Annotated in this window: 16 protein-coding genes; 5 read left to right on the top strand and 11 right to left on the bottom strand. The window is 43.9% G+C overall.

What is annotated here, in order from left to right:
- Positions 1-6 precede the first annotated feature (6 nt).
- On the bottom strand, positions 7-1,557 hold the full coding sequence (locus tag ABTV07_RS04205; protein ID WP_433747902.1) for an IS1182 family transposase: 1,551 nt from the start codon (positions 1,555-1,557) through the stop codon (positions 7-9).
- Positions 1,558-1,779: 222 nt separating this feature from the next.
- On the opposite strand from ABTV07_RS04205, the gene ABTV07_RS04200 reads away from it, so the two are divergent.
- On the top strand, positions 1,780-2,313 hold the full coding sequence (locus ABTV07_RS04200) for a chloramphenicol phosphotransferase CPT family protein (RefSeq protein WP_433747900.1): 534 nt from the start codon (positions 1,780-1,782) through the stop codon (positions 2,311-2,313).
- A 105-nt stretch (positions 2,314-2,418) separates the two neighbouring features.
- Here ABTV07_RS04200 and ABTV07_RS04195 read toward each other — a convergent pair whose 3' ends face one another.
- The gene (locus ABTV07_RS04195; RefSeq protein ID WP_433747897.1) at positions 2,419-3,180 is read right to left on the bottom strand and encodes an MBL fold metallo-hydrolase; all 762 of its coding nucleotides are present in this window, start codon (positions 3,178-3,180) and stop codon (positions 2,419-2,421) included.
- A 118-nt stretch (positions 3,181-3,298) separates the two neighbouring features.
- Here ABTV07_RS04195 and ABTV07_RS04190 point away from each other — a divergent pair, with 118 nt between their 5' ends.
- The gene (locus ABTV07_RS04190) at positions 3,299-3,709 is read left to right on the top strand and encodes an Lrp/AsnC family transcriptional regulator (protein ID WP_433747894.1); all 411 of its coding nucleotides are present in this window, start codon (positions 3,299-3,301) and stop codon (positions 3,707-3,709) included.
- A 112-nt stretch (positions 3,710-3,821) separates the two neighbouring features.
- On the opposite strand, the gene ABTV07_RS04185 is transcribed toward ABTV07_RS04190, so the two are convergent.
- Positions 3,822-4,007: a hypothetical protein gene (locus ABTV07_RS04185; RefSeq protein ID WP_433747892.1), complete on the bottom strand. Its 186-nt coding sequence runs from the start codon at positions 4,005-4,007 to the stop codon at positions 3,822-3,824.
- Positions 4,008-4,151: 144 nt separating this feature from the next.
- Complete coding sequence (locus tag ABTV07_RS04180; RefSeq protein WP_433747889.1) at positions 4,152-5,057, bottom strand: LysR family transcriptional regulator; 906 nt, start codon at positions 5,055-5,057, stop codon at positions 4,152-4,154.
- A gap of 111 nt (positions 5,058-5,168) precedes the next feature.
- On the opposite strand from ABTV07_RS04180, the gene ABTV07_RS04175 reads away from it, so the two are divergent.
- Positions 5,169-5,774 (top strand): DJ-1/PfpI family protein, encoded by a 606-nt coding sequence (locus tag ABTV07_RS04175; RefSeq protein WP_433747886.1) that lies wholly within the window; start codon positions 5,169-5,171, stop codon positions 5,772-5,774.
- On the top strand, positions 5,771-6,355 hold the full coding sequence (locus tag ABTV07_RS04170) for a cysteine hydrolase family protein (protein ID WP_433747885.1): 585 nt from the start codon (positions 5,771-5,773) through the stop codon (positions 6,353-6,355). Before ABTV07_RS04175 ends, ABTV07_RS04170 begins: the two co-directional genes overlap by 4 nt.
- Before the next feature lie 193 nt (positions 6,356-6,548).
- Here ABTV07_RS04170 and gdh read toward each other — a convergent pair whose 3' ends face one another.
- Both gdh and ABTV07_RS04160 read right to left on the bottom strand, forming a co-directional pair.
- Positions 6,549-7,334, bottom strand: coding sequence for a glucose 1-dehydrogenase (gene gdh, locus ABTV07_RS04165; protein ID WP_433747882.1), 786 nt, complete (start codon positions 7,332-7,334; stop codon positions 6,549-6,551).
- 12 nt (positions 7,335-7,346) lie between these two features.
- Positions 7,347-8,201, bottom strand: a complete 855-nt coding sequence (locus tag ABTV07_RS04160) for a GRP family sugar transporter (RefSeq protein ID WP_433747881.1) — start codon at positions 8,199-8,201, stop codon at positions 7,347-7,349.
- Positions 8,202-8,508: 307 nt separating this feature from the next.
- Between ABTV07_RS04160 and ABTV07_RS04155 the strand changes: the two genes are divergently transcribed.
- A complete protein-coding gene (locus ABTV07_RS04155; RefSeq protein ID WP_433747878.1) occupies positions 8,509-8,775 on the top strand; it encodes a hypothetical protein in 267 nt (88 codons plus the stop codon).
- A 74-nt stretch (positions 8,776-8,849) separates the two neighbouring features.
- Here ABTV07_RS04155 and ABTV07_RS04150 read toward each other — a convergent pair whose 3' ends face one another.
- The 5 genes from ABTV07_RS04150 to ABTV07_RS04130 all read right to left on the bottom strand — a co-directional run bounded on the left by ABTV07_RS04150 (position 8,850) and on the right by ABTV07_RS04130 (position 13,103).
- The gene (locus ABTV07_RS04150) at positions 8,850-9,041 is read right to left on the bottom strand and encodes a hypothetical protein (RefSeq protein WP_433747876.1); all 192 of its coding nucleotides are present in this window, start codon (positions 9,039-9,041) and stop codon (positions 8,850-8,852) included.
- Between the two features lie 183 nt (positions 9,042-9,224).
- On the bottom strand, positions 9,225-9,677 hold the full coding sequence (locus tag ABTV07_RS04145; protein ID WP_433747874.1) for a GNAT family N-acetyltransferase: 453 nt from the start codon (positions 9,675-9,677) through the stop codon (positions 9,225-9,227).
- A 202-nt stretch (positions 9,678-9,879) separates the two neighbouring features.
- Positions 9,880-10,992, bottom strand: coding sequence for a glycosyltransferase (locus ABTV07_RS04140; RefSeq protein ID WP_433747872.1), 1,113 nt, complete (start codon positions 10,990-10,992; stop codon positions 9,880-9,882).
- 31 nt (positions 10,993-11,023) lie between these two features.
- Entirely contained in the window at positions 11,024-12,580 is a 1,557-nt protein-coding gene (locus tag ABTV07_RS04135; protein ID WP_433747870.1) for a phytoene desaturase family protein, read from the bottom strand.
- 10 nt (positions 12,581-12,590) lie between these two features.
- Positions 12,591-13,103, bottom strand: a complete 513-nt coding sequence (locus ABTV07_RS04130) for a glycosyl-4,4'-diaponeurosporenoate acyltransferase (RefSeq protein WP_433747867.1) — start codon at positions 13,101-13,103, stop codon at positions 12,591-12,593.
- Between the last annotated feature and the right edge of the window lie 192 nt (positions 13,104-13,295).

Raw genomic sequence — 13,295 nt, 5'->3', positions numbered from 1 at the left:
TCCGATTTAGGCACAGATTTTTCGAAGTTTACAATCACCAGCGGATATTTTCAAAAATATGGGAGTTAGATGGCTGCTGAGAGCCTTTTTAGAGGATAGTATCTTTGCTATCCTCTTTAAATTTACGGCCAATGCCGTTAATTTGGCTTGTAAGGTCATGCTTTTTAGACCGTACCCTCTGGCACGATCTAACCCGTGGAAATTCTTCATCTCGCCATTCTTCCATTCTTGGCAAGCTCTCTTCCGATATTTTTGTCTGAATTCTTCTGACTTTTGCTGTTGGCTATATTCATAGAATTCAGGGGTGTTGATGCCAACTTCTAGAACTTTTCCAACGGTTTTACCCGAGATGCATTCATCTCTCAATGGACAGTTTCGGCAGGTTTCTTTTTCAAAGTAATATCGATAAGACTGACGGTTCTTTCCTTTTTTGTGGTATTTCCGTACGGTGGTATTTCCTTGTGAACAGAACCACTCATCTGAATCTTTATTGTAGTTATATAGTTCTTCATCAATCTTGTAAGCCATCTCACTTACAGGTATGTAGGGAATTGCGCCAACTTCCGTTATCTTATCTAAGATCGGCTTTTTAAAGTAGGCTTTATCTCCGTAGACTTCGTTAAACACTACGCCAGATTTCTTCGTTAATTCTAGTAGTTCTCCGAACTTCACCCCATCTACGTAGGCACCATCACTGACGTGTACAGCAGTAATCATTCGGTCTTCCGTTGTCACCATATATTCCGTTTTGTAGCCAAAAAAGTGAGTGGATTTACTTTTATGGCCAACCCTAGCGTCTTGGTCGACAATCGATCGTACTCCTTTTTGTTCCATAAATTTAGGGTCATTCAGGATTTCTTTCGCATTAGCTAGTACGTTCTTTGTTTTGAGGCTGTTCTCTAATTCGACGATCTCTTCTACCTTTGAGATGGTTTCTTCCAGATAAGATTTCATCATTTGTTTGGCTTCTTTATGATCTTCCACTTCTTTGTAGTTAGGAATTTCTTGATTCAGTCCCTCAGGGACTGACCCGATTTCCGTTTCAATCGTTTTAAATATTTTTTTGGCGAATCGCTTCATGACTCGTTCTGCCGTACATTTAAAGGTGTTTGCCTCTGAATGGGTGGTATCTATACTGATACCACCACCTTGTAGAATCCCTTTTTGGACACATTGTTTGACGACTTCAACGATAATTTCATCCATCGTGACCGTTCCTTCTAGCTTCTTTTTGCGGAATTTGGTCAAAAGACTGGAATGAGGTAAATCTTCTTCGGGATTAATGCCCAAAAAATACATATATGCGAGATTCAAAGAGGCTTCTTCAATCACTCGTTCGTCGGATAAATCGTATAAGTACTGGAGAACCAAAAGCTTGACCATTAGCTCAGGTTCTTTGGCAGGACGACCATAATATTTACAATAGGATTTCTCCAGTTCTTGATTGATGAAGCTGAAATCCACTTCATCCTTTAGGATTTTAAGGATGTGATCGTCGGGGATTTTATTGTATAATATGGAGTAGATGCTTAACTGCATATCTTTGTCTTTAAGCATGAAGAAAACCTTCTTTCTGTTTGTATAATTGGTTCTTGGTCGATTCAATTATAACAAATGAAGGAAGGTTTTCTTTTTTTATTTATTTTTTTGATGTTTCCAGTTAACTGGAAACGTTTTTCAGTGGCTTCGGACAGGTTTACTGTCCCACCCAGCCACATACCTAGCATAAATCATATAGGGACAATGAACCTGTCCCCCCGTCCCAAGGAGGTTTGTATGATGATAGATGTTATTATATTGAACGGTGGTTCGAGTTCTGGAAAGACTACCTTAGCAAAATGTCTCCAAAAGTCACTTTCTACACCTTGGTTAAGGTTCAGTATCGATGATTTAATTGCCGCCATGCCGGAGTACTTACTCAAAGAAGACACGGGGATTCAGTTTGGCGAGGATGGATCCGTCATTCCGGGAACGGAATTCCGCAAATTAGAATCTGCCTGGATGCAGGGGATTGCTGAAATGGCTCGGAATGGGGCTCAAGTGATAATCGACGATGTGTTCATTAGCGGGGCTGCAGCTCAAAATCGATGGAAAGAGGCAACTGTTGGACTTCAAATACTGTGGGTGGGGGTTTACTGCGATCAATCTGTTGCAGCATCCAGAGAAAATTCACGTGGGGATCGAGTCGAAGGCATGGCCGTGTCACAGGCATCATTGGTTCATGAAGGAATATATTATGACCTAAAAATAGATACAACCAATTCACCTACAGAAGAATGTGCCCAAATCATTATTGCAGAAATCGGGCAGTAATGGGACATAGGGACAGGTTTACTGTCCCGCCGAGCCACATCCCTGACATAACGAGAAAAGGGACAGTAAACCTGTCCTGTCCCCCGTCTCACCGCCACCACCATCTTAAAATGAGTACTCTTCTCCGTCTTCAGGCACTAACACGTTCTCTGATACACCGTTCTCTTCAAGGAATCTCTTTAATTCTTCTCTTGATAACTTCCAGTGGTTCACTGCTTCCATGTGGCTTGCTATGATTTTGGCCTGCGGAGCAGCTTTTACCACTTCGTATACGTCCTCTTTGCCCATCACGAGTGATCCGCCTTCTAAAAGTTGATTGTCTCCTGCATTTACCACGATGATTTCAGGTTGATGTGTACGAATCGCCTGATCCACATCCCCATTCCACACCGTATCGCCCGCAACATAAAGGGTCTTTTCACTTGAGTGTTTCAACACAACTCCGCAAACTTTGCCCATTCGCTTAACGATCTCTCCCCTGCCATGCTGCCCATTGGTTTTGATAAGCTGAATCCCTTCAAACACGGTATCCTCCCGTAAAATTTCCACATTTAAAAAACCATCGCCCGCAACTGAGCTGGCATCTCCTTCATTTTGCACAAACATTTTCATATTCTTCGGCAGGATTTTTTTAGCTGCCTCATCATAGTGATCTAAATGCAAGTGCGTGACGATGACTGCATCGACATCTTCAATCAATTTTTCAACAGCCATTGGCAGACTAACAAGCGGATTCTTTTCATCCTGCCTTACGGAATTAGGAAACGGAGGATAGGACCCTTTTTCCCCTAAAAAAGGATCGATTAGAAACTTCTTCCCAGCATAATGAACAAGGATAGTCGCATTCCGGATTTGCTGAATATTCATAGTCATTAACTCCTTTTCACTGAACTACATTTAGTTTATAATAAGACCACTTTTGAGATACATAGATAAAATCAAGTCTTTCGGCTATTTCACTTGATTATTGAAAGGATTGGTGTACATGCTGGATCTTACAGATAAGAAAATTATAGAGGAACTTTCAAAAAACAGCCGCATGACGATGAAGGAATTAGGAGACAAAGTCCACCTAACCGGCCAGGCTGCATCAGCACGGGTGTCAAAACTAGAAGATAAAGGCATCATCGAGGGATACACCATTCAAGTGAACCAAAATAAAATGGGGTTCCACATCCATACATTCATTAACATCTTTACGAAAACCACCAATCACCAGCCTTACCTCAACTTCGTCAAAAATCTAAAACCCTACATCCTGAACAATTACAAAATTAGCGGGGAAAGCTGCTACCTCCTGGAGGCGCAATTCCCATCCAACGAAAAACTCGACCAATTCCTAACAGAACTAAGCCAATATGTAAGCTACAAACTCTCCATCGTCATCAATAAATAGGGACATAGGGACAGGTTTACTGTCCCGCCCGGTTCTCGTCCAGCCAAGATGTCCCTTTCAATCTAGCCTACAACCGGGACGCGGAACCTGTCCCCCCGTCCCTCCCCCGTCCCTACTCATCTTTCCCCTTCCTGGCAAAAATCAAAAACATCCCCAGACATACTAACCCAATCACAGCATTCAACACGACTTCCCACAAAGGCCTGTGAAAATATTTCGTAACGGCACCCAATTCAAATAAGAAAAACAAAACAAGCCAAAACCACTTCTTGAATCGATGATAGTATATCGAAAACATACGAATCCCCCCTGAACTCTCTCTTAAGAAGAACAAATCCCCACATTATTAATTATCCATAAGAAGGAAATCCCCTCTTTTGGGACATGGGGACAGGTTTACTGTCCCGCCGAGTTCTCTGCCAGCCACCATACCACTCCCGGTCTAAGTGTCCATCTGGGACAAGGAACCTGTCCCCCCGTCCCATCTAAACGCCTCCATAACCATATTATGAAATGCTCGGTGGGGCTTAGATAGCCATTTGTTCTTATGATAGGAAACTTGGGCGAATAGGTTTAATTCTTCCGGTATATCAATCTCTTTCATCTGGTTGTTTTGAAGGTATGCCTCGACGCTGATTCTGGGCATCAAGCTAATCCCCAAGCCGCTCATGACACATTGCTTGATGGCTTCCATACTAGAAAATTCCAAATAATTACTTTTATCGATACCTTCCTTGGTTAAATAATGCTCAAAGTATTTTCGGAGGGAACAGTCTTTTTCTGTCATAATCAGACATTGGTTATCCATCTGCTTTAAGGATGTATGAGAAAGATTTTTCTCCCCGACCAGAACCAGCGGCTCAACGGAACATATCTCTGTCGTTAATTGTTCATCTTGGACAAGAGGCTCCAACGTAATGGCAATGTCCAATTCTCCAGAGTGAAGACGTGCACGCAAATTCGGACAATGGTCATTCATCAGGGAGACGGTGACTCCAGGGAATTTCTTTTTAAATTGGGTGAGAACCGGCCCCAGTCGGTAGACTGTCACCGTTTCTGAAGCCCCGACGCGCAGCTCCCCTACCATGTCGCTCAAATCCGTCGTGATATTTTTAATTTTTTCATAGACCGTGAATAACTCTAAAACATGCTGGTATAGTTCTTCCCCGACCTTCGTGAGTTGAATTTGCTTTCCTAAACGGTCAAACAAAGGAACTCCTATTTCTTCTTCCAGCTGCTGGATATGAGAGGTGATGGAGGATTGGGAGTATTGCAATACCTTGGCTGCCTTAGAAAAGCTGTTTAAGTCCACAACGGTTTTAAACGATTGAAATTGGCGGATTTCCATGGACATGTCCTCCTGAATTCTGTTATTAGTTTTTCTGAACTTATGATTCATTTATTTCAATTTTACTGATATCAAATTATAACATATACTCAAAAAAAGGAGATGATTTCCATGAAAAAGATTTGTTTATTGCTTCCAAATGGCTTTGAAGCCGTAGAAGCCAGCGTGTTCACGGATGTATTTGGATGGAACAATTTAGAGGGAGATGGATCGACGGAGCTCGTAACCGTCGGGACCCGTGAAGAATTAAAATGCACGTGGAATTTTACCGTCAAACCTGAAAAACTTCTTTCGCAAGTGTCTGTCGATGACTTCGATGCGCTTGCCCTGCCTGGAGGTTTTGAGTTCGCAGGATTTTATGAGGATGCTTTTTCACCTGAAGTTCTTGAATTCATCAGCGAGTTTGACCGGCAGGAAAAATTCATTGCATCTATCTGTGTCGCAGCGCTGGTCCTTGGCAAGAGCGGCGTTCTTAAAGGGAGAAGAGCAACGACTTACAACATGAATCCTAATCGAACAAGACAATTGCAGCTGGCAGAGATGGGTGTTGATCTGGTTGCAGATGAGCCGATTGTCGTCGATCGAAATATCATCACCTCCTACAACCCTTCCACTGCTTTTGATGTGGCTTTTACGCTTCTTGAACGGTTGACGTCGAAAGAAAACACAAACGAAGTCAAAAAACTCATGGGATTCAAAAGGAGAATAGATGAATGATGATACTTCCAAAAAATACGGCGCTTATCCTCATTGATGTTCAAAATTACTTTGACGACCCTGCACATGGAAAACGGAATAACATGAATGCAGAAGAAAATATGTCTCTACTATTAAACGCATGGAGAAAAAAAGGAATGCCGGTTATCCATATTCAGCATATCAGCAACCCTTCATTGCCTCATTATCCTGGGCGGGATATAAAAGAAATCGTTGCTCCTATGGAAGGGGAGCCTGTCATTGTAAAGAGCGTAAACAGTGCATTTATCGGGACCAATCTAGAAAACTATTTGCGTTCGTCAGAAATTGATACCTTCGTCATCGTCGGATTAACAACGGACCACTGCGTCTCTACGACAACCAGAATGGGAGGAAATCTTGGATTCACTCCTTATATCGTTTCCGACGCCACCGCCACTTTTGAACGGGTAGGATTTGACAGAAAACTGTACAGTGCGGAAGAAATCCACACCCTAAACCTTGTCAGCCTGCACCAAGAGTTCGCGACCGTCGTGGATACCGCACAAGTGCTTAGGTACATGGGGACAGGTTCCTCGTCCCTATCTAAACCGGAAGCATAAGTACCAGATACACGCCTTTTTTATCAGGCAATGAGTTCAGAATGGGACAAGGAACCTGTCCCTCTATCCCCTTCCACACAAAAAGGCTGGAACAAAAAGGTGTCCTAAAACGACCTTTTGCTCCAGCCTCATCATGTCTTATCTCTAAAAAAGCAGGGACAGTAAACCTGTCCCCGCGTCCCACCACACAAAGTTATCCTCGTCCGCCCATGAATGCCGGGTACTTAGTCATTCCACCGTCGACGAATAGGGTGATGCCTGTTACGTAGCTTGCCTGTTCGGATGCGAGCCATGCCGCAACGTTTGCCACTTCTTCCGGCTTCCCGATGTAGCCCATTGGAATCATGCTCTCTACTTCCTTGCGCTGTTCCGGATCGGCAAACTTCTCTGCGTTGATCGGTGTGTTCATCGCCCCTGGACCGATATTGTTAACACGGATGCCTTTTGGTGCGTATTCAAGCGCAAGCGTCTCTGTCATCAATTTAATCCCGCCCTTACTTGCCGCATAGTGGACAAATTTTGGCCAAGGGATAACCTCATGAACACTCGACATATTGATGATATTGCCCTTCACTTCATTTTCCACAAAGTATTTCAGCGCCTCCCTGCATCCGAGGAAAGCCCCCGTCAAGTTCGTATCGAGCACCTTGTTCCAATCCTTAAGCGGCATTTCATGTGAATCAACAGGATTCTCAATCCCCGCATTATTAATAAGGATATCAAGTTTGCCGAATTCCTTGATGGCCGTCTGAATCAAATTCACAACGTCCTCTTCCTTCGTCACATCCCCTTGGCAAGTAACCGCCTCGCCGCCAGCCTTCTCAACGTTCGCCTTCACTTCATCCGCTTTCTCCGGCTGACTGTAGTAATTGATGACGACTTTCGCCCCTTCTTTTCCAAAACGCTCTGCCATCGAAGCACCAAGCCCCGTCGCAGCTCCTGTAATCACAACCACTTTTCCTTTTAAATCTTCATACATGATAATTCCTCCTTATCGAGTTTTTGCAATTCCAAGTAAAACAGCACCAAGTACAATGAAAATACTTCCGATGATAATGCCGATCAATTGCTTCTTCGTTTTCTTCTCGCCTAAAATAATGATTCCGCCAAACGTCGCGATGATGATTCCCATCTGCGAAAGCGTAAAGCTCGTTGCTACACCAACTTTTGGCTGTGAAATAAACAAGAACAAATTCCCTGTCGCCCAAATCAAACCAGGGATGATATTTCTAATCGCGTATTTATTGAACGGCTTGTGCCTAAAGGTCAAAAGGATTCCCCCAACGACCATCCCGACAGCCTGCGGCAAAAGCGCAGACCAGCTATCGATGTCAAAAAAGCGAATGACGACGACATATACCAGATAACCCGCAGTAGAAACCAATAAGATGAGGATACCTTTCTTCAGCTGACCCGGATTCGAGTCATCATCCTCACCTTTCAGACTCGTTAAAATCGTCCCGATGATAATGGAAACAATCGCCGCTGAACCAAGGATGATCGTCATTTTCGTTGACCATTCATGGAAAACAATCACACCGAACAACGCGGTTGCGACCAGCTGCATCCCGGTTGAAATCGGCATCGTCTTAGAGACGCCCATCAACGCGATGCTTTTTAGCTGATTGCTTTGCCCAACAGCCCAGAACACCCCGGAAATCGCTCCGATTAAAAAGATAAATGGAGACATGACGGGATGCACAAACAGGAAGATGACAATGGAAAAAATCAGCGCTCCAAAAGTAGTACCCAGCGTCTGGCTATAAGGCCCGCCTCCTAGCTTTACATTAAAAAGAACAATGCTCCCCCAACAAAGAGATGGGATCAGAGCCAACAAAATATCCATAAAACCTCTCCTTCAGTAACAAAAATGGCGGAAGCTATGTACAAAAAAAATACCCTTTGAGAATATATTCTCCCATCCTTTGCTATACATACGATTTACCCGAAAATTTTATATCGAAACAGGGGACATAGGGACAGGTTCCTCGTCCCACACCGCCTCCCTATCCACCGCTATCACCGTAACAACTCCCTTGTGAACGAACAAACAATGGGACAAGGAACCTGTCCCCGCATCCCATGTTATATGCATTAAAAGGGTAGAATGAGCTAACACGATGTTTTATAATGGAATGAAGTAGGTGAGATAAATGGAAGAGCAAATCATTGCAATGCTTGCAGAAATTCAAAGTGAGATGAAGACATTTCAAAAACAAATGAATGAAGTTCAAAGTGAAATGAAGGAGTTTCAAAGCGACTTAAAAGAGACTAAGTCTGCCGTAAAGAAATTGAGTGAAGATTCCTCTATCACACAAAAAGATATCAAAGACATTAAGCAAACAGTCCACCGAATTGAAGCAGCACAAACAAAAGATGTCATTGCCATGTTAAAAATAACGAGTAAAAACTCCGAATGAGACTTTCATTACTTAAACACAAGAATAACCAATATTGATAAACGAGTCTTCAACCTTGAAACCAAAGCAGAAAGTTAATCGGCATTACAGTAAATATGGTGATGACGATTTACTTCTACCCACAGTTCTAACCCAACACGATCCACATTATTTTCTCCACCTTTTCTTTCAAAGTTTTTCCACACCATAAAAACCCTAATACCAAAGCCAGCCCCCCTGCTGCAAAACCACAGGGAGACTGGCTCATTTTGTTTGATTTGGGACATGGGGACAGGTTCCTCGTCCCGCCACACCTCTGCGCATTATAAACACGACAACATACACAGCTCACTGGGACACCAAACCTGTCCCCCCGTCCCAACATTAGGACGATTTTCATGCTTCCTTATCGGCAGCCCTTTCTGCTAAACAATCCACGGGAATTGTCTCCGTGGATTGTTTGGCATGCGTTAACTTTGATACTCTTGCAATATCATATCGATATGTGGAATCCCAACATCCAAATATGTTTCCGTTATCGCCTTGAATCCGAATGACCCGTAGAACTCCCGCAAATATTCCTGTGCCTGGATTTTCACCTTTTGTGCCCCCCACTCATCATGAATGAAAGCCAATCCTCTTTTCACCAGCTCGCTTGCGAACCCTCTCCCTCGGTATTTTTCCTTTACGAGGACTCTTCCGATGGACGCCTCTTTGTATGATACACCTGCAGGCAAAAGTCTGGCATAGGCAACCACCTCACCGTTTTCTTCCATATAGAGATGGTGTGCGCGCAGATCTTTCCCATCGACCTCCAGGTAGGGACATTCCTGTTCGACCACAAAGACCTCTGTCCTTACTTGTAAAATTTCGTATAGCTCGTGGGTTGATAGTTCTGTAAAGCTCTTCACCTTCCAGCTCATCATATGCGTCACCTCTACTGTATTTTTTCCATATAAGCGAGCCACCGCGCCAGCCCGCCCCCCTACAGCAAAACCACCGGCAGACTGGCTCATTTTGTTTGATTTGGGACACGGGGACAGGTTCCTTGTCCCGCCGCCCCCATGCGGCCCTAACTACATTCTATTACTCACTGGGACAGCAAACCTGTCCCCCCGTCCCACACTAAACCTTTATGTTACGCCCCTTCCATTTTACGGAATGGAATATGTTCACCCGAACAAAAGAATATAGGAAGATCCCTGCGAAGAATATAAAGAACAGCGGGTAAAAAGGGAAATACATCCACCTGAAATTACCGACTCTCCTCGCAAACAATGCCGTTTGAACAGCATAGAGGATATACAATGCCCCATTGATTATCATAAGAACGGCACTTGCATCCATAATCGAAGAAATCAATGCACTCGCGGTTGTTAAGCTTCCGGTAATCCACAGAATGACCATCAACATGACGACCGGATGAGTGGACTTGGAACCAACAGCAAAACTTTTGCACCAGCCTTCGATCAGGCTTCCCAACCCTTCCGGATACATGCGAAACGAAATGGTCCCTCTGCCCCCAAGGCAGCGAACGGGAAGATTTTGATCAAGAAATGCCTGTCCCAATGCCAGATCGTCCATGATGGCACCTTCGATTTTTTGGTGCCCTCCGGATAAAAAGTAATCGTCTCGATTACATAGAAGACATGGACCGAACGAGCCGGCGGCTTTGAACCGTGATCCCCAGGCGGTAAATAGATTCATCCCCACCACGACGATGATATTAAATACAATAGAGAGATGTTCATACAAATGCTCTACTGTGTGATAGGGCTGCAATGCCAGAATCCCCCTGGCTCCTTTCACCTGGTAGAAATGCAGGAGATTACGCAGTCCATCCACACTGGTGAATTTCGTATCGGCATCCAGGAATAGCAGCCAGGCACCTTTTGCCTCCTTCGCACCGAGCCAGCAGGCGGACGATTTTCCTGACCCTATCCCTTTATTCTGCAGGACCCTCGCCCCGTAGCTTTCTGCGAGCGCCACGGTATTATCAGTTGAATCATCATCCACCACCAGAATTTCAAATGACTTGAAACGCTGCTCCTGCAATGACTGCAATAACGGGGAGAGCCTGCCTTCTTCATTCCTGGCAGGGATAATAATGGATAGAAACGGCAAGCGGTCCGTATTTTTGGAGGTGAAACCTGGTACTGGCAACGACCAGAACAAGAGGATTGCAATCGCAAACCCCAGGAAACCCAGGATGAGATTAATCACTTCTGAAACTGTCATTTAACCTGCCTCCTTCCTCTATAGGTGAAATTCAAAAATGTGACAATCCCCGTCCACCCTTTATGTCAGCTGAATAATCGTACACATTGCCTGTATCATCCTGGATCAGCTCCTGTGCGGTGATCCTGGCTGATAACAGCACGATTGGGACACCGGCACCTGGATGTGTACTGCTTCCGGTGAAATACAAATTTTCACAATGGCTGGCCTTGCTCTGCGGACGTTTGTGGTTGCTTTGATCCAGCGTTGGCTGCAAGCCGAATGTGGCACCACGATAGGCGTTGAATTTCGACTCGAAATCCAGTGGTGTGGTATACGTTTCGGTGACAATCTCATTTTCAATATTTTCAAAGCCGCGGATCTTCTTTAATTCATTTAAAATGTAGCTTCGATAATAGGAAATAGTTTCATCATCCCATTCATAGTCTGCTGCTTCAACATTTGAAACAGGCATCAGAATGTACAGACCGTCCTTCCCCTCTGGCGCAAGGGATGGATCCATTTTTGACGCGATGTACACGTAAAAGGAGGCATTCGTCAATTTTTTGCCGTCAAAAATATCCTCCAAGTTCTGATTGAGCTTTTCGTTAAAAATAAACGTATGTACTTGATCGATTTCTTCATATTTTCTGTCCATACCGAGATACATCAGAAAACAGGAACAGGAGTATTGCATGCTGTCTATCTTTTTATCCGTAAACCTCCCTTTAGAAGCCTTGTCCTTTACCAGGTGTTTCATGGCATAAGGAAAGTCTGCATTACAGACCACATAATCGGCAGGGATTTTCTTGCCGTCCACGATAATCCCGTCCGCCTTACGGTTGTGAATGGATATTTCCTGCACATCCTTGCCGTAGTGAATCGTGCCTCCAAGCTCCTTAAAGAGCCTCTCCATGGCTAAGGCCATCGTATACATGCCGCCTTTTATGAACCATACTCCATATAAAAATTGAATCATCGGGATCATCGTATAGAAAGATGGACTTTTAAGGGGGGAAATGCCTATGTACAACGTTTGGAAGCTGATTAACTGCTTCAGCCGTTCATTCTTGATGAATTTCCCCATAAATTTGTCTGCCGTGTCGTATGGTTTCATTTTCAACACTTTTTTCAACAGAGGGAAATTATAAAAATCAGATCTTTTGCGGAAAGGTCTTTGAAGAATGTGCTGCTTCGCGATGACATAACGTTTGTAAATTTCATTCAGATATAGAAAAAATCCTTCCGTATCCTCTTCACTGATGGATTCAATGACCTTTGTCATTTGTATGAGGTCTGAAGAGATATCAAAAGGCTTGTCGGGTATATCACTGAAATAGGCGCGGTAAATCGGATCTAATTTTTCCATCGGTATATAATCATCCGGATCACGTCCGCATAATTCAAATATTTCCCGATACAGTTCCGGCATCATGACGATACTTGGCCCCAAATCAAATGTGTAGCCGTCCAGTTCAATTCGATTCATTTTGCCCCCGGGCCTGGATCCCTTCTCATATATCTCCACCTGGTACCCCGCGTGCTGAAGTCTTATGGCACTGGAAAGCCCCGCTACACCTGCCCCAACGACAATTACCTTCTTACTCATGTGCATTCCCTCATTTCGATACAAGATTCTGCTTCATTTCTTGCTTGCCAAGACCTGCCGTAATGGCCGATATACGCCCGCGATTGTACCGTTGAACAACGATAATCGGAAGGTTGAATAAGGCGGCATACAGGATCATCACCCATCCTGCCCATACTGGATTCCATATGAAGAACAGCGGAGCAGGAACAATGGAGAGCCAATGTGTCAGTTCCGCGCGTTTCGTTTCCGCGGCAAATACCATCAAGTCCCTCGACTTCGTTCCATGCAAACCCTTTTTACTGTAGCCCTTTTTGAAAAAAATCGTTCCATCCAGAATCAAACCCTTCCACATCTTCACCCGGAATAAACGCTGCCACAATTTTCCCGATTGTTCGAAGGAGAAAGTCTGAAACCAGAAATGGTCTTTCAAAAACCATGAAAAAGGCAGTTTTAAGCAAATAGCCGATATGGCGAGATGAAAGAACGTCCAGGCAAACACATCAATGATAATGATCCAATTGACAGGAAGTGATACGATCATGACAAAACTCCTTACACAATTCAGTTCAAAGATTTCTCAATTAAAGGCTGTTTTCGTAAGCATTGTTGTTAAAATCTTAGTGCCGATTTTAACGTAAAACTAGCTGTTTGGCGCGTTGAAATAGAGCATCCAGGCTCTTTTCTTGCTATATACGTTTTTTTATCGCATAAGTGATCCCACTTTAATGATAAA

Origin of the sequence: Falsibacillus pallidus, from assembly GCF_050990905.1 — a bacterium.
Taxonomy (GTDB): domain Bacteria; phylum Bacillota; class Bacilli; order Bacillales; family DSM-25281; genus Falsibacillus; species Falsibacillus pallidus_A.
This window is presented reverse-complemented; position numbering and strand designations above follow the sequence as displayed.

Coding starts and splice junctions, on each gene's coding strand:
- ABTV07_RS04205 (WP_433747902.1), bottom strand. CDS start 1,557: ATGCTTAAAGACAAAGATATGCAGTTAAGCATCTACTCCATATTATAC.
- ABTV07_RS04200 (WP_433747900.1), top strand. CDS start 1,780: ATGATAGATGTTATTATATTGAACGGTGGTTCGAGTTCTGGAAAGACT.
- ABTV07_RS04195 (WP_433747897.1), bottom strand. CDS start 3,180: ATGAATATTCAGCAAATCCGGAATGCGACTATCCTTGTTCATTATGCT.
- ABTV07_RS04190 (WP_433747894.1), top strand. CDS start 3,299: ATGCTGGATCTTACAGATAAGAAAATTATAGAGGAACTTTCAAAAAAC.
- ABTV07_RS04185 (WP_433747892.1), bottom strand. CDS start 4,007: ATGTTTTCGATATACTATCATCGATTCAAGAAGTGGTTTTGGCTTGTT.
- ABTV07_RS04180 (WP_433747889.1), bottom strand. CDS start 5,057: ATGGAAATCCGCCAATTTCAATCGTTTAAAACCGTTGTGGACTTAAAC.
- ABTV07_RS04175 (WP_433747886.1), top strand. CDS start 5,169: ATGAAAAAGATTTGTTTATTGCTTCCAAATGGCTTTGAAGCCGTAGAA.
- ABTV07_RS04170 (WP_433747885.1), top strand. CDS start 5,771: ATGATGATACTTCCAAAAAATACGGCGCTTATCCTCATTGATGTTCAA.
- gdh (WP_433747882.1), bottom strand. CDS start 7,334: ATGTATGAAGATTTAAAAGGAAAAGTGGTTGTGATTACAGGAGCTGCG.
- ABTV07_RS04160 (WP_433747881.1), bottom strand. CDS start 8,201: ATGGATATTTTGTTGGCTCTGATCCCATCTCTTTGTTGGGGGAGCATT.
- ABTV07_RS04155 (WP_433747878.1), top strand. CDS start 8,509: ATGGAAGAGCAAATCATTGCAATGCTTGCAGAAATTCAAAGTGAGATG.
- ABTV07_RS04150 (WP_433747876.1), bottom strand. CDS start 9,041: ATGTCCCAAATCAAACAAAATGAGCCAGTCTCCCTGTGGTTTTGCAGC.
- ABTV07_RS04145 (WP_433747874.1), bottom strand. CDS start 9,677: ATGAGCTGGAAGGTGAAGAGCTTTACAGAACTATCAACCCACGAGCTA.
- ABTV07_RS04140 (WP_433747872.1), bottom strand. CDS start 10,992: ATGACAGTTTCAGAAGTGATTAATCTCATCCTGGGTTTCCTGGGGTTT.
- ABTV07_RS04135 (WP_433747870.1), bottom strand. CDS start 12,580: ATGAGTAAGAAGGTAATTGTCGTTGGGGCAGGTGTAGCGGGGCTTTCC.
- ABTV07_RS04130 (WP_433747867.1), bottom strand. CDS start 13,103: ATGATCGTATCACTTCCTGTCAATTGGATCATTATCATTGATGTGTTT.